The following is a 14907-nucleotide window of genomic DNA, read 5'->3' as shown; positions in this document are numbered from 1 at the left end:
TTATAGATTGCCTGTTCTTTTATTGCATTTTTTGTTAAGAAAGGGAGATACAAATATGTTTGGGATTGGAACAAGAGACCTAGGAATCGACCTTGGTACTGCTAATACACTTGTTTATGTTAAAGGAAAAGGAATTGTTTTACGAGAGCCGTCCGTTGTGGCGCTTCAGACGGATACGAAAAATATCGTTGCTGTCGGTAATGATGCGAAAAATATGATAGGCCGTACGCCAGGTAATGTCGTCGCATTAAGGCCAATGAAGGATGGCGTCATTGCTGATTATGAGACTACAGCCTCAATGATGAAATACTATATCAAACAGGCAACGAAGAATAAAGGCTGGTTTGCCGGCAAGCCGTATGTAATGGTATGTGTTCCTTCTGGAATAACAGCTGTTGAGGAACGCGCTGTTATTGACGCAACTCGCCAGGCAGGCGCAAGAGATGCCTTTACGATTGAGGAACCGTTTGCAGCAGCAATCGGAGCAAACCTTCCTGTATGGGAGCCAACGGGCAGCATGGTTGTCGACATTGGCGGCGGTACGACAGAAGTCGCAATCATTTCTCTTGGCGGAATCGTGACATCTCAATCTGTCCGCATTGCTGGTGATGAGATGGATGGCGCAATCATCAATTATATCCGTAAAACTTACAACCTGATGATCGGTGAGAGAACAGCTGAAGCGATTAAAATGGAAGTTGGTTCAGCAGGAGATGCCGATGGGATTGAAAATATGGAAATCCGCGGTCGTGACTTGTTGACAGGATTGCCTAAGACAATTGAAATTACGGCTGAAGAAATTGCTAAAGCGCTGCGTGACACAGTATACGCCATTGTTGATGCTGTTAAGCTGACGCTTGAAAAAACACCGCCGGAACTTGCTTCAGATATCATGGACCGTGGAATTGTCCTTACAGGCGGAGGTGCGTTGCTTCGTAATTTGGACAAGGTCATCAGTGAAGAAACAAAAATGCCGGTCTTGATTGCCGAAGACCCACTTGACTGTGTTGCAATTGGTACAGGCAAGGCCTTGGATCATATCGATTTATTCAAGAACAAAGCAAAAGAATCCAGGTAAGAAGAAGAAGGGAAGCGGGGGGAATCCACTTCCCTCCTCTTCTGTAATCCATTTTTTTAGATTAGAGGTGTAAATCATGCCACAGTTTTTCTTTAATAAACGCCTGATAATGCTGCTTGTGAGCATTATAGTCCTCGTGGCATTGATTGGATTTTCTTTAAGGGAAAGAGAAGAATTGACATGGCCCGAGCAGTTTGTCAAAGACTCTACAAGCTGGGTGCAATCCGTTGTCTCAAGGCCTGCGAATTATATTGCTGGTTTAATCGAAAACCTTCAAGACTTGCAAAATACATATCAGGAAAACAAAGAGTTGAAGAAACGCGTTGATGATATGGCCCGCCTTGAAGCGAAAGTATACTCCCTTGAAAAAGAAAACGAGGAGCTTCAGGAAATTTTAGATAAGAAAGAATCACTAGCAGACTATGAACCAATCCAGGCAGTGAGGATTGCAAGAAGTCCTGAACGCTGGAATGAACTGATTATCATCAATAAAGGTGCTTCTAATGGCGTTGAAAAAAACATGGCCGTTATCACTGCAAAAGGATTAATTGGCAAGGTTAAGAGCACGACACCATTTTCGGCAACCGTGCAGCTGATCAGTTCCATTGACCCGACCAACAGAATTTCTGCGATTCTCCAGGCAGAAAAGCCGCTTTACGGAACAATCGAAGGGTATGACAAGAAGAAAGAGCTTCTTTTGTTAAAAGGGCTGCCGTACGATGCGGAAATTGAAAAAGGACAAAATGTCGTCACGACTGGTATGGGGGGAATCTTCCCGAAAGACCTTCCAATCGGCAAGGTTGTCAAAGTTGTCCCGGATCAATTTGGCCTGAATCAAACGGCATATATTAAGCCAGAAGCAAATCTTTATGATTTGGAACATGTCATGGTTGTCAAGAAATCAATGGTCTCAGTGGACCTTGAAGAAAGCTTGGAAGATAGTGAAGGTGAGGAGGAAGGCAATTGATCCGTTTCCTGCTCCCGGCACTTTTCGCCTTGTTATTCATCCTGGAAAGTTTGTTTGTCGAACTTCTGCCTGCAGAATTATTCAACAGTGACCGGATACTAGTTCCGCATTTCCTCATGGCAGGAATCTTATTTTTGACGGCTTACCTGAGCCCAAAACATGGAATTCTTTATGGCATTATCTTTGGACTGCTTTTTGATGTCATCTACACAGAAATCATCGGAATTTATCTATTCATGTTCCCGTTCATCGCCTATTTGTTCGCAAATATGATGAGGATCCTTCAGACAAATATTTTGATCGTTTCAATCCTATCGATTCTTGGCATTGCGCTTTTGGAGGTAGGAGTCTACGAGTTGATGCTGTTGATAAAAATTACTGACCTGGACTTTTCGACCTATGTTAAAATAAGACTAGTCCCGACGCTGATTTTAAATCTTGCTTTTATCATCTTGGCTGCCTATCCATTTAAAAAACAGTTTGAGAATGCTGCAGACAGACTTAAAGACTGATTATCTTGTTGTATTTTGGGAGGCACTCCGAAAAAGCAGATATTATTTTTTGATTCCAATGAAGTAGCGAAGTAAGGGAATTATTGACCACGCCTATTCAAATAAAGGAATCTGAGGGAAGCTTGTCGAATTCCTTTTAGGTGAAATAAAACAGACTTTTCAGCCCCCGTTCCTGATCCTCTGGTCATGGGACTTCTAAAGAAGACCTTTCGAGGAGGCAGGCTGCACCCAGGGATTAGGCCTGGTCGCTTTGCAACAAGGGGAGTTTATTCGGGGTACTTGACAGGCTGTGGAATTGCTTCCTCACAGGACGTTTCATGCCTGTCGAGGCTGACCAAGGCGCTAGCGCTTTTCTTATGAGGTGAACATCCAGTATGAAGAAATCACAAAATGTGACAATAAAAGGTACAAAAGATGGACTTACGCTCCATTTGGACGATACTTGCTCCTATGATGAATTGAAGAAGGAGCTCGATCGGAAGCTTTCGAATTCAACTCGTGTTCAGGAGGAGCAGCAGCTGCTTTCGGTTAAGGTGAAGGTAGGAAATAGGTACCTTACGAAGGCTCAAGAGGAAGAGCTGAAAGACCTGATCCGTCAGAAGAGAAACTTAATCGTTGAGGACCTTGAGACGAATGTGATCACCAGGCAGGAAGCTGAGAGGCTTCGTCAGGAAACAGAAATCGTACCTGTTGCCAAAGTGATCCGTTCAGGCCAGGTTCTTGAGATAACAGGGGATTTGCTGCTCATTGGAGATGTCAACCCTGGAGGAACGGTGAAGGCAACAGGGAATATTTTTATCATGGGTGCCTTGAAAGGGGTTGCGCATGCTGGTACGGAAGGGAATAACGAAGCGGTCATTGCTGCCTCTGTCATGAAGCCCTCACAGCTCAGAATCAGTGATTGCATCAACCGGGCCCCAGACCATGTCCCTGAAGACGACAACCGCGTGATGGAATGTGCTTACATATCTGACAATCAACAGATTGTTGTTGATAGATTGCAAGTTTTAATGAAGAAAAGACCTAGTTTAACTAGATTTGAAGGAGGCCTCTAAAGTGGGAGAAGCGATAGTAGTTACATCCGGAAAAGGCGGAGTTGGCAAAACGACAACTTCTGCTAATATTGGTACAGCTTTGGCCCTTCAAGGCAAAAGAGTCTGCCTGGTCGATACAGATATCGGCTTGCGTAACCTTGACGTTGTAATGGGGCTTGAAAATCGCATCATATATGATCTTGTCGATGTAATCGAAGGAAGATGCAAGATCCATCAGGCACTTGTAAAAGATAAGCGCTTCGATGACCACCTTTATTTGCTACCAGCTGCCCAGACGAGCGATAAAACTGCGGTCCAGCCTGAACAAATGAGAAAATTGGTGAATGAGCTAAAGCAGGATTATGATTATATCGTGATTGATTGCCCGGCTGGAATCGAGCAAGGCTATAAAAACGCTGTTGCCGGTGCTGACAAGGCGATTGTCGTGACAACACCAGAAGTATCCGCGGTCAGGGATGCTGACAGGATTATCGGCTTGCTTGAAAAAGAAGAAAATGTTGAGTCACCAAAACTTGTCATCAACCGGATCCGCACCCATATGATGAAAAATGGCGATATGCTTGATGTGGACGAAATCACGACACATCTTTCCATCGACTTAATCGGGATTGTTGCCGATGATGATGAAGTCATCAAAGCATCAAACCACGGTGAGCCAATCGCACTGAATCCAAATAGCAAAGCATCAATTGCATACAGGAACATCGCCAGGAGGATTCTCGGTGAGTCCGTTCCATTGCAGCAATTAGACAACGATAATAAAGGCGTATTTTCGAAGATTAAGAAGTTCTTCGGAGTCCGCTGATTACAAGGCATCTGCTTCTCGTTTATACGAGGACAGATGCCTTTTCTATTTAATCCTCACTTTCAAATAAGTGAAATTGTCATACTCTTGTGGGACAGGTCATAGACTTGTACTAACTTAGAGTACAAGGGGAATGGTGGGGATTAGATGAACTCGAGAGCTGATGATATACGCAGAAGGATGATGAAAAGGAAAAGAGAGCGGGAAAGAATGGAGAAAATGAGCCATAACCGCTTTTTCTCGACCGAGGAAGAACGGCATGGTTTTGACAGGATTCCATCTTATGACACGGGTCCAGGGGAAGGCGGCCATCCTCTATTCAAGAAGGAAGTGTTTCTCTTTAAGGTACTTGCTTCCGCTTGCCTTGTTTTGATTGTAGCGATCATTTTTCGGAGTCCATCTGAAAAAGCAGAAACAATCCAGCAATATGTGAAGCAAACGATGGACCAGGAATTTCAGTTTGCTGCCGTTTCAGACTGGTATGAAGACCAATTTGGCAAACCGCTGGCTTTGCTTCCTGCCAAAAAAAGTGGTGATGAAGAAAACAAACAGGATTTGACTCCAGGCAACCAGTATGCACTCCCTGCTTCCGGAAAAATCCTTGAAGATTTTGGAGACAATGGCCAGAGAATTCAGATTGAAACTGGCAAAGGTGCCGGCGTGGAAGCCATGGATGAAGGGCTTGTCCACTTTGTCGGCATGAAAGAGGGGTTCGGTAAGACGGTCATTGTGCAGCATGCGGACAAGAGTGAAACATGGTACGGAAATCTCGATAAGATCGATGTGAGCCTCTATGAGTATATTTCTAAAGGAGCGAAAGTAGGTACGGCAATGGATAGTACGGATGGAATCAAAGGTTCATTTTATTTCGCTATAAAAAAAGGGGATGACTTCGTAGATCCCGTCCAGGTGATCAAGTTTGAATAAAGCCATTGCATTATTGCGAAAAATACACATCCATCCCTTGTTGTGGGTGATCATCGCCCTTGCTGTTGCGACGGCGCATTTTATAGAGCTGATGATGGTGCTGCTGATTATTTTTGTTCATGAAATGGGACATGGTGCTGCAGCTTCTTTTTTTTCGTGGAGAATCAAGAAAATTGCCATGCTCCCTTTTGGCGGTGTGGCTGAGATGGATGAGCACGGGAACAGGCCGTTAAACGAAGAGTTGATTGTTGTTCTGGCTGGACCGCTGCAGCATGTTTGGATGATGGCACTGTCCTATATCCTGTTTGTTTCAGGGTTTTTTCCGGAAAAATGGCATCTGCTGTTCATTCAATATAATATGATGATTCTCCTGTTCAATCTTATCCCGATATGGCCTTTGGATGGAGGCAAGCTGGTGTTCATTTTGTTATCAATGAACAAATCATTTCAGGAAGCCCATCTGCGGACATTGTATGTTTCAGCAGGTTCACTCGTTATTTTTTCGGCGAGCCTAATCATCATCGCACCGTTGACATTGAATGTTTGGGTCATCATCGGTTTCCTGTCATTTTCACTTTATTATGAATGGAAGCAGCGGCGTTTTATCTTCATGCGCTTTTTAATGGAAAGGCATTATGGGAAACAGCTGGATTTGAGGGAGCTTAAGCCAATTAACGCAACCGAGAATGAAATGGTCGGCCAGGTCCTTGAAAAGTTCCAGCGTGGCTGCAAGCATCCAATCATCGTCAAGCAGCAGAACGGCAAGGAAATGGTTATGGATGAGAATGAATTGCTCCATGCTTTTTTCAGTGAGAAGTTATTGTCGGCGAAAATAGGAGATTTGCTTTACACCTTCTAAAATAGGATAATAAAAGCAGCGCAGACACTCTTTGCGCTGCATTTTTTTGCGGTTAAGGAGAAATAATGAACCAGTTAATTATCAATGCAAATTCGAGAGAGAAACGCTTCGCTTTGGTCAAAAATGGCGAAGTCGAAAAAATATATATTGAACAGCCTGGCCAGCAATCGCTGGTCGGGAATATTTATCTTGGCATCGTCGAAAAAGTGATACAAGGGATGAACGCAGCATTCATTAATTTTGGCGAAGAATTAAGCGGCTTTCTGCAAAAAGATAAGCTTCCGTCCTATGTACTGTCAGAGGATGAGAATAAAGCAAATCGCTCGATCTCTTCGTATGTCCATCAAGGGGAAAAGCTGCTGGTCCAGGTTGAAAAAGATGCGGCTGGGACAAAAGGGGCAAGGCTGACTGCAGTCATTGAATTACAGGGTGAGAATCTTGTCTATATGCCTCATGGGAAGTACATAGCAGTGTCTAAAAAGGCAGAATCACCAGACACCAGGAATAAATGGAAGGAATTCGCCAGCCAGGTCAAAACGTCCGAGGAAGGTCTCATTTTCAGGACCGAAAGCCTGAACCAGACCGAGGAAGCAATCATGCGTGAGCTTGAGCAGCAGCGCGCTCAATACGCTGAATTGAAAAAGACCATGTCGGCAATGAAGAAACCAGGAATCGTACACAGCCGTGATTACTTTTTAGAGCAGGCTGTGGGAGCACTTCTTTCTTTTACAAATGGAGAAGTGATTACGGATTGCCTCGATTTTAAGAAAAGAATCGAGTTTGCGGTTACAGAAGGTAAAGAGATTGAATTTTATAATGGGAAGGATAACATCTTTTCTTTTTATAAAATTGAGCAAGAAATCGAGCGGCTGCTAAAAAGGATTGTGTGGCTGGAAAAAGGAGCCTACATGGTCATTGACCAGGGAGAGGCACTTACGATGATTGATGTGAATACAGGCAAGTTTTCCGGCAAAACCGATTTGCGTGACACTGTCATGAAAACGAACATGAATGCGGCAGTCGAAGCGGCAAGGCAAATAAGGCTCAGGGATCTTGCCGGCATCATTCTGATCGATTTTATTGATATGAAGACTGATTCGGAACGGAACAAGGTGCTGAAACTCATTCAAAAAGAGCTGCACCTGGATGAGCGCAGGACACGGATCATCGGCTTTACAGAACTTGGCATCCTCCAGTTGACAAGAAAAAAGACGAAGCAGTCGCTGGCCGAGACTCTGACTGAAAAATGCTGGACATGCGGAGGTACAGGGCAGGTTCTGAGCACGGAATCCGTCGCATACAGACTAGAGCGCGCACTATGGGAATACAAGAACTCCGATTACGAAGAAATTCACGTTGCCGCGACGAAGGAGGTCATTCACCATTTTTCCGGTGAAGCTGATATCCATAAATTGAGGCTTGAAAAAGCACTGAGCATTAAGATAAAATTCTCAGTGTCAGACGCGGCGAAACCTTTTTATGAAATCTTTAAGGTTGGTGCTTCGACAGAATTCGGTTGAACCAAATCTGGCCATTAAAAGAACACCGATTATTATGTTGACACTTTCGCTCGGCATATGGTAATATTTTAATGTTATTGTTTGTAGCACCCGTGCTACAACCGCACACTTCAGGTATCTAAGCTTTGCAAATACGCAAACGCCTGCGGTTGGCGAGTCTGAGTCTAATGAGGAGGTGCACTGGAATGTACGCAATTATCGAAACTGGCGGCAAGCAAGTAAAGGTAGAAGAAGGACAAGCAATCTACATTGAAAAGCTAAACGCAGCTGAAGGCGAAACTGTAACTTTTGACAAGGTTCTTTTTGTAGGTGGCGATAACGTTAAAGTTGGTAGCCCAGTAGTTGAAGGCGCAACTGTAACTGCTAAAGTTGAAAAGAACGGCCGTCAAAAGAAAATCATCGTTTTCAAGTACAAAGCGAAAAAGAACAATCGTAAGAAGCAAGGTCATCGTCAGCCTTACACTAAAGTTGTTATCGACAAGATCAACGCTTAATTAAGGCGGATTACCATGATTCGTGCAACGATTAATCGTACAAAATCCGGAAGCATCCAATCGTTTACGATTAGCGGCCACGCTGGATTCGCTGCCCATGGCAGTGACATTGTCTGTGCAGGTGTTTCGACCATCTCGATTGGGACAGTCAATTCCATCATTGGATTGACAGGAGTCACCCCTGACATTGAACAAGGTGCTGATGGTTTTCTCCGCTGTGAAATCCCCGACAATTTGCCGGTGGAAACACAGGAGAAAATCCAACTACTCCTTGAAAGCATGGTCATTACATTGCAATCGATGGAAAAAGATTACGGAAAGTATATAAAATTAACCTTCAAACAGTAGGAGGTGGAACAAAATGTTAAGATTAGATCTTCAATTCTTCGCTTCTAAGAAGGGTGTAGGTTCAACTAAGAACGGACGTGACTCAATCTCTAAGCGCCTTGGTGCTAAGCGTGCAGATGGTCAATTCGTATCTGGTGGTTCTATCCTTTACCGTCAGCGCGGAACTAAAATCTACCCAGGTGTAAACGTGGGTAAAGGTGGAGATGACACTCTATTCGCTAAGGTTGACGGCGTCGTTAAATTCGAACGTCTTGGCCGTGACCGCAAGCAAGTAAGTGTTTATCCTGCAGCTCAAGAAGCGTAAGCCAAAGAGAAGCCCTAACCACTGCGGTTAGGGTTTTCTTGTATTTTATGCCTTTGTGGTTTACAGAAACTTTTCATACAAGAATTATAAATGGCTCTGTTAACACCCAATGTTTGTTTTAGCATCCTGTTGATTGTAGTGGAAGGCGCGTAGACTCCTGCGGGAGCATGGGTCAGGGGAGACCCCACAGGAGTGAAACGACGAGGAGGCTTCCCGAGCCACCCGCGGAAAGCGAAGCGCCTGTAACGAAAATCAACAGTCTTGTTTAACAGAGCCAAATAATAAATATGATATTAAATCCAACTAACTTAAATACATAATTAGCTTACGCAGAATGGCTTTTTTGTTATACTTACACCAAGCAGTCTTATGAGTAGGAGTATGTGTGTATGAAAAAAGAGAGGGATACAATCGAGGTTTTGCGTCATGCACGCCATGATTGGATGAATCAGCTTCAACTAATTAAAGGGAATTTATCGTTGAATAAAGTGGACCGGGCTAAAGAGATCATTGAAGAAATTATCATGGAAGCCAGGCAGGATGCAAAGCTATCTAATTTACATCTTCCTCAGTTTGCCTCTACATTGTTAACCTGCAATTGGGAGAATCATCATTTCCAATTGGAATATGAAGTAATGGACTCTCAGAACTTCCACAGATTAGATGACCAGTTGTTGACTCGCTGGACAGAGCAGCTTTTTGATGCATTGAATTCTTCGATTGAACCATATCAGGAAAATCATCTCTCCGTCACAATTGAACCGCAGGAGAAAGGAATCGGGTTCTTTTTTGATTTTAGCGGAATAATAAATGATAAAAATCGCTTGAAAAGTTTCCTCGACCAGCAGCCGGGTTACAATATGAAAGTAATGTCGGATGGCGTAGTCGATGGGGAATTGACGATAGAAGTTTTCTTGGAATCACTCTAGGGAAACATAGAAGCGATAACAAATTTCAGACAGGTGGTAATGACATAATGTTTGTCGATCAGGTTAAGATTTATGTAAAAGGCGGGGACGGCGGCGATGGAATGGTCGCGTTCCGACGTGAAAAGTATGTACCGAAGGGCGGCCCGGCTGGCGGCGACGGCGGTAACGGTGCAAATGTAGTCTTCCAGGTGGAAGAGGGACTGCGCACGCTGATGGATTTCAGATACCAGCGCCACTTCAAGGCACCGCGCGGAGAGCACGGAATGTCTAAAAACCAGCATGGTAAGAATTCGAAGGATATGATCGTAAAGGTACCACCAGGGACAATTGTATCCGATGCCGAGACTGGCGCGATCATTGCTGACTTGGTTGAGCATGGCCAGAAGGCTGTCATCGCGAAAGGCGGACGCGGCGGCCGTGGCAACTCACGTTTCGCAACACCGGCCAACCCGGCACCTGAGCTTTCCGAAAAAGGTGAACCAGGACAAGAAAAAGAAATCATCATGGAGTTGAAGCTTCTTGCGGATGTAGGGCTAGTAGGCTTTCCAAGCGTTGGGAAATCAACATTGTTGTCTGTTGTTTCAGCTGCTAGACCGAAAATTGCGGAATACCACTTCACGACGATTGCTCCAAATCTCGGAATGGTCGAAACAGAAGATAGCAGAAGCTTCGTGCTTGCAGACTTGCCTGGACTTATTGAAGGTGCGCACTCAGGAGTGGGCCTAGGACATCAGTTCCTGCGCCATATCGAACGTACCCGCGTAATCATCCATGTTATTGACATGGCTGCAACGGAAAACCGCGATCCTTATGAGGATTATCTGACGATCAATAATGAATTGAAAGAATATAACTTGAGGCTTACAGAAAGACCACAAGTAATTGTAGCCAATAAAATGGACATGCCAGATGCGGAAGAAAATCTGAAAGTGTTCAAGGAAAAGCTAGGGGACGAACATCCTGTTTTTCCTATCTCAGCTGTTACTAGAGAAGGTCTGCGTGAATTATTGTTCGCGGTAGCTGACCTGATTGAAAAGACTCCGGAGTTCCCTCTCATTGAAGAAGAGGAATTAGAAAAAGATGAAAACCGCGTGATGTACAAGCACGAAAAAGCAGAACAGGAATTCCAGATTACCCGTGAATCGGATGGAACATTTGTCATTTCGGGTGACAGTATTGAAAGGCTGTTCAAGATGACTGACTTCTCAAGGGATGAATCTGTCCAAAGGTTCGCCCGCCAGATGCGCGGTATGGGCATTGATGATGCACTTCGTGAAAGAGGCGCGAAAGATGGAGATACAGTCAAACTGCTTGAATATGAATTTGAATTCGTGGAATAGGCTTAAATGATTTTAGAAGGTCGATTAGCCAGCACAGGTTAATCGGCTTTCCTCTTTAAAAATGATTGTTTTAAACGAAATGGTTATTTTTAAAGCAAAATAAAAAGGCTGGCATTCTGATGGGGTGGTGGAGATGAAGCAAAATCAAGATAGGAAGTTTTATCTTGTTCGTGAAGATGTCCTGCCTGAGGCGATGAAGAAAACGCTTGAGGCAAAGGAAATGATCGAACGTGGTAAAGCAGAGTCGGTCTGGGATGCAGTTCAAAGGGTCGACTTGAGCCGGAGTGCATTTTACAAATATCGTGATACGGTCTTTCCGTTCCACACAGTTGTGAAGGAACGGATCATTACGCTTTTTTTCCAGCTTGAAGACCGGTCTGGGACACTTTCCGAACTGTTGAGTACGGTTGCTGCTACTGGCTGCAATGTTCTGACTATCCATCAAACGATTCCTCTGCAAAGCAGGGCGAATGTAACGCTAAGCTTGAATGTCACCGAAATGAAAGTCGAAATGGATGAGATGCTCGCAAGGCTGAAAAGACTGGAATTTGTAGAAAAAGTTGAAGTACTGGGTTCAGGAGCTTAATGAGAGTGCTTTGCTGCAGGGGGAGATTGGCTTGATTATTGGTTTTCTTGGACCGGAAGCAACCTTTACGGACTATGCTGCCCGGCAATTGTTTAAAGAGGCTAAGAGGATTCCATTTGTGAGTATACCAGAATGCATGGATGCTGCTTCAGCAGGAGAAATTGATGCAGCAATCGTTCCATTGGAAAATTCCATTGAGGGTTCAGTTAATGTCACGATTGATTATTTAGTCCATGAAACAGACCTTCAGATTGTTGGTGAAGCGGTGGTGCCAATCAGGCAGCATCTGCTGGTTCACCGGGATAATATCGAAAAGTGGAGGGAAGCTGAATTGATTTGCAGCCATCCACACGCACTAGCACAGTGCCATAAATTTTTACATAAAGAATTCAAAGGAATACCTCTTGAACATATGTCATCTACAGCCGCAGCGGCTAAGTATGTACAAAACCATCCGGGCCGAAACATCGTGGCAATCGCGAATAGCCTCGCTGCAGAGGAATATGGATTAGTCACTGTTGAGCAAAATGTCCATGATTATAGCTATAACCATACCGTATTTGCTGTGCTGGCGAAGGAAGATCATGAAATTTTCATGGCTCCAACTGAAGAGTCCAAGACGAGTTTGATGATTACACTGCCTTCGGATCGCGCAGGAGCACTGCACCAGGTCTTATCTGCTTTCTCATGGCGGAAGCTCAATCTGTCTAAAATTGAATCACGCCCAATGAAAACGGGTTTGGGAAAATACTTTTTCATTATCGATATTAATTTGAAAATGGATGACGTGTTAATTCCAGGAGCCATTGCTGAACTAGAGGCATTAGGCTGCACTGTTAAACTGCTTGGAAGCTATTCGAGCCATAAGATATAAGAAAGAGAGTGTCCCAAAAGGTAAAAACTTTTGGGCACCCTCTTTTTATTTTTTTTGCAGGTATAAAAAAGTCCGTTGATTTCCGTTCCAGGTGCTTCGCTTTCCGCGGGGCTGGCGCTGAGCCTCCTCGCCGCCGTAGGCCTCTGCGGGGTCTCACCTGTCCAGCTGATCCCGCAGGACATTGATTGAGCTTCCTCGAACCTGCCCACGCACGATGAAAATGCGTTAGCATTTTCGGAGGAGTCTTCGCGCCTTCCACTTCAATCAACTCAGGTTTTAAAATCCATTTTTACCGCAAAATTAAAAACAAGAATATTCCTCATTTGTTTTAATCGAACCTTTTCAGACAGCCTCTCTATTCTAAATCAATAAGTAACTTTTCTTTTCTTAGCGTTTCTTCAGCTTCATCCAGCGCTTTTTCCGTCGGAGCAGAAATTGTGTGCAAGTGGATTCCGTCCGTTAACTCTGATAAATAGGAAGCTTTGGTTGCCCTGATTTTTTCCATGAATTGTTTTACTTCATTTCGGTTTGAGACCATGATGGAGGCTGTTAAATCCCCATATACGGGATGCTCAATTTTCACGTCCTTAACAGTTACACCGTGATCGACAAGAAGCAGGAGTTCTTCTTCTGTCCTTTCAGGGCCGTGGGAGACGGCAATAGTCCTTTCTGCTGCTGAAGGACGAGATGCATGCATATATAGATATCCCTGGCTGGTAGCAATGATTGGTTCGTTTTTCGCTTTTAGCAAGGTGATATCGCCAACAATGACCTGTCTGCTTACATTCGTTATCGCCGAAAGCTCGCCTCCGGTGATGGGCTCACTGCTTTCCTGCAGACGTTTCAGGATGTAAGCCCGGCGTTCATCTCCGAGGATTTTCGTAGGTTCTTTCATAGTCCGATCTCTCCTTCGACTTCTTCATTCGAGAATTTTACCATAAAATCAGCTTGAAGTTAAACGGACGACACCTGTGAGTTGATTGCTGCAAGCATTCTTCCAAGATTAACTGCATCTTCCTGCTGAGTTTCCCTTCCGAAGGATATTCTGAAAAATTCCTTGGCCGGTTTCCCTTTAATCCCCATTGCAGACATCGTTTTTGCTGGGGATAGCATGCCTGTATGACAAGCGGTTCCGGTGGAAATCGCAAAGCCTTTGCGGTTGCATTCAAGCAGGACATATTGTCCCTCAAGTCCTTTTATAGCCATTCCCAAGATACCTGTAAGTTGTTCATCGCCTTCTGTTCCAAAAATCTCGATTGAATCCCTGACCTCTGAAAGGGATTCGATAAGAGCCTCTCTCAGTTTAATAGCTCTTTTCGTTTCTGTATCCATGAGGGAATGTGCTTTTTGCGCTGCTGCGGTCATAGCGGCGATTCCCGGGACATTTACCGTGCCGGGCCTGAAGCCTTTTTCATGTACAGTACCATCAATGTAAGGCTTCCAGGCAAGCTTGGGATTTACATAAGCCGTTCCAGTTCCTTTAGGTCCGTAAAACTTATGGCCTGAAATTGAAAGGGCATCTACCCAGCCGGCCAGTGGGGCAACTGGAATTTTTCCGAAGGTTTGCACACAGTCCGTGTGAATCAGTATTTCTTTAGAGCGGCAATATTCAGCCATATTGATGATCGGCTGGATTGTTCCAACTTCAGGGTTGCCATGCTGAATCGAAACGAGCACAGTTTCGGGTCGGACAGCTTCGATGAAACTCGCAAGCTCAATTTTGCCATTTGAGTTCAATGGGAGGTATGTGATCTCCCATCCTTCTCCTTCAAGCTTTTTCATCAAATTATAGACGGAGGAATGTTCAGCCGCCCCGGTAATAATATGATTGCCGTTTTTTCTTTTGGCAGAGAGGAGCGCCATAATCCCAAGATAATTCGCTTCAGAGCCTCCACTTGTAAAATAAATCCCCGCCTTTTCAACACCAAGCAAGCGCGCGAATTCCTGTCGGCAGCTCTCCAATAGATTAGCAGAAGCACTGCCTGCTTCATGAAGACTCTGACTATTCCCATAGTACTTTGTCGATGCCTGTATAAAAATATCTGCCGCGTCCTGGTCAAGCGGACAAGTTGCCGCGTAATCGAAATATTTCATAGGTTCGCTCCTAGATTGGAATTTGGTATGGATATACTTCCTTATGTGCCTCGTATTTGTCCAAGAAGAGAAAACCGGTCACAAAAAGCCCGGATATGTTCCCCGTCTCAGTCCAGGAAGAGAAAACCGATCACAAAAAGCCCGGATATGTTCCCAGTCTTTGTTCAATAAGAGGAAACCGGTCACAAAAAGCCTGGATATATGCCCGGTTTCAA

Annotated in this window: 17 protein-coding genes and 1 other annotated feature; of the genes, 15 read left to right on the top strand and 2 right to left on the bottom strand. The window is 44.4% G+C overall.

The window, feature by feature from the left end; translation table 11 throughout:
- Nucleotides 1–55 precede the first annotated feature (55 nt).
- The 15 genes from TY49_RS00885 to pheA all read left to right on the top strand — a co-directional run bounded on the left by TY49_RS00885 (nucleotide 56) and on the right by pheA (nucleotide 12598).
- Complete coding sequence (locus TY49_RS00885) at nucleotides 56–1078, top strand: rod shape-determining protein (RefSeq protein WP_041964021.1); 1023 nt, start codon at nucleotides 56–58, stop codon at nucleotides 1076–1078.
- 76 nt (nucleotides 1079–1154) lie between these two features.
- Nucleotides 1155–2045: a rod shape-determining protein MreC gene (gene mreC / locus TY49_RS00880; RefSeq protein ID WP_041964020.1), complete on the top strand. Its 891-nt coding sequence runs from the start codon at nucleotides 1155–1157 to the stop codon at nucleotides 2043–2045.
- Nucleotides 2042–2557, top strand: a complete 516-nt coding sequence (mreD, locus tag TY49_RS00875; protein WP_041964019.1) for a rod shape-determining protein MreD — start codon at nucleotides 2042–2044, stop codon at nucleotides 2555–2557. The genes mreC and mreD overlap by 4 nt, the downstream gene beginning before the upstream one ends.
- Nucleotides 2558–2931: 374 nt before the next feature.
- The gene (gene minC, locus TY49_RS00870; RefSeq protein WP_041964018.1) at nucleotides 2932–3612 is read left to right on the top strand and encodes a septum site-determining protein MinC; all 681 of its coding nucleotides are present in this window, start codon (nucleotides 2932–2934) and stop codon (nucleotides 3610–3612) included.
- Nucleotide 3613: 1 nt separating this feature from the next.
- Nucleotides 3614–4417 (top strand): septum site-determining protein MinD, encoded by an 804-nt coding sequence (gene minD, locus TY49_RS00865; RefSeq protein ID WP_041964017.1) that lies wholly within the window; start codon nucleotides 3614–3616, stop codon nucleotides 4415–4417.
- A 147-nt stretch (nucleotides 4418–4564) separates the two neighbouring features.
- Nucleotides 4565–5344: a M23 family metallopeptidase gene (locus tag TY49_RS00860; RefSeq protein WP_041964016.1), complete on the top strand. Its 780-nt coding sequence runs from the start codon at nucleotides 4565–4567 to the stop codon at nucleotides 5342–5344.
- The gene (locus tag TY49_RS00855; RefSeq protein WP_041964015.1) at nucleotides 5337–6203 is read left to right on the top strand and encodes a M50 family metallopeptidase; all 867 of its coding nucleotides are present in this window, start codon (nucleotides 5337–5339) and stop codon (nucleotides 6201–6203) included. The genes TY49_RS00860 and TY49_RS00855 overlap by 8 nt, the downstream gene beginning before the upstream one ends.
- 65 nt (nucleotides 6204–6268) lie before the next feature.
- Nucleotides 6269–7723, top strand: coding sequence for an Rne/Rng family ribonuclease (locus TY49_RS00850; protein WP_041964014.1), 1455 nt, complete (start codon nucleotides 6269–6271; stop codon nucleotides 7721–7723).
- 89 nt (nucleotides 7724–7812) lie between these two features.
- Nucleotides 7813–7893 (top strand) — a sequence feature (ribosomal protein L21 leader region).
- Between the two features lie 15 nt (nucleotides 7894–7908).
- Nucleotides 7909–8217 (top strand): 50S ribosomal protein L21, encoded by a 309-nt coding sequence (gene rplU, locus TY49_RS00845; protein ID WP_041964013.1) that lies wholly within the window; start codon nucleotides 7909–7911, stop codon nucleotides 8215–8217.
- Nucleotides 8218–8232: 15 nt separating this feature from the next.
- Nucleotides 8233–8565 carry a ribosomal-processing cysteine protease Prp gene (locus TY49_RS00840; RefSeq protein WP_041964012.1) on the top strand — a complete coding sequence of 111 codons (333 nt, stop codon included), beginning with the start codon at nucleotides 8233–8235 and terminating at the stop codon, nucleotides 8563–8565.
- A 13-nt stretch (nucleotides 8566–8578) separates the two neighbouring features.
- Nucleotides 8579–8869, top strand: coding sequence for a 50S ribosomal protein L27 (gene rpmA, locus TY49_RS00835; protein ID WP_041964011.1), 291 nt, complete (start codon nucleotides 8579–8581; stop codon nucleotides 8867–8869).
- Nucleotides 8870–9258: 389 nt separating this feature from the next.
- The gene (locus TY49_RS00830; protein ID WP_041964010.1) at nucleotides 9259–9798 is read left to right on the top strand and encodes a sporulation initiation phosphotransferase B; all 540 of its coding nucleotides are present in this window, start codon (nucleotides 9259–9261) and stop codon (nucleotides 9796–9798) included.
- Between the two features lie 47 nt (nucleotides 9799–9845).
- Entirely contained in the window at nucleotides 9846–11138 is a 1293-nt protein-coding gene (gene obgE / locus TY49_RS00825; protein ID WP_041964009.1) for a GTPase ObgE, read from the top strand.
- Nucleotides 11139–11271: 133 nt separating this feature from the next.
- Nucleotides 11272–11724 (top strand): transcriptional regulator ThrR, encoded by a 453-nt coding sequence (gene thrR, locus TY49_RS00820; RefSeq protein ID WP_041964008.1) that lies wholly within the window; start codon nucleotides 11272–11274, stop codon nucleotides 11722–11724.
- A 31-nt stretch (nucleotides 11725–11755) separates the two neighbouring features.
- Nucleotides 11756–12598, top strand: a complete 843-nt coding sequence (gene pheA / locus TY49_RS00815; RefSeq protein WP_041964007.1) for a prephenate dehydratase — start codon at nucleotides 11756–11758, stop codon at nucleotides 12596–12598.
- Between the two features lie 355 nt (nucleotides 12599–12953).
- Here pheA and TY49_RS00805 read toward each other — a convergent pair whose 3' ends face one another.
- Both TY49_RS00805 and TY49_RS00800 read right to left on the bottom strand, forming a co-directional pair.
- A complete protein-coding gene (locus TY49_RS00805; protein WP_041964005.1) occupies nucleotides 12954–13493 on the bottom strand; it encodes a transcription repressor NadR in 540 nt (179 codons plus the stop codon).
- Between the two features lie 59 nt (nucleotides 13494–13552).
- Entirely contained in the window at nucleotides 13553–14692 is a 1140-nt protein-coding gene (locus TY49_RS00800; RefSeq protein WP_041964004.1) for an IscS subfamily cysteine desulfurase, read from the bottom strand.
- Nucleotides 14693–14907 lie beyond the last annotated feature (215 nt).

The sequence above is a fragment of the Mesobacillus selenatarsenatis SF-1 genome (assembly GCF_000813125.1).
Lineage (GTDB): Bacteria > Bacillota > Bacilli > Bacillales > Cytobacillaceae > Mesobacillus > Mesobacillus selenatarsenatis.
Note: the sequence above shows the minus strand (reverse complement) of the source record. Positions and strands in the feature narration are given on the sequence as shown.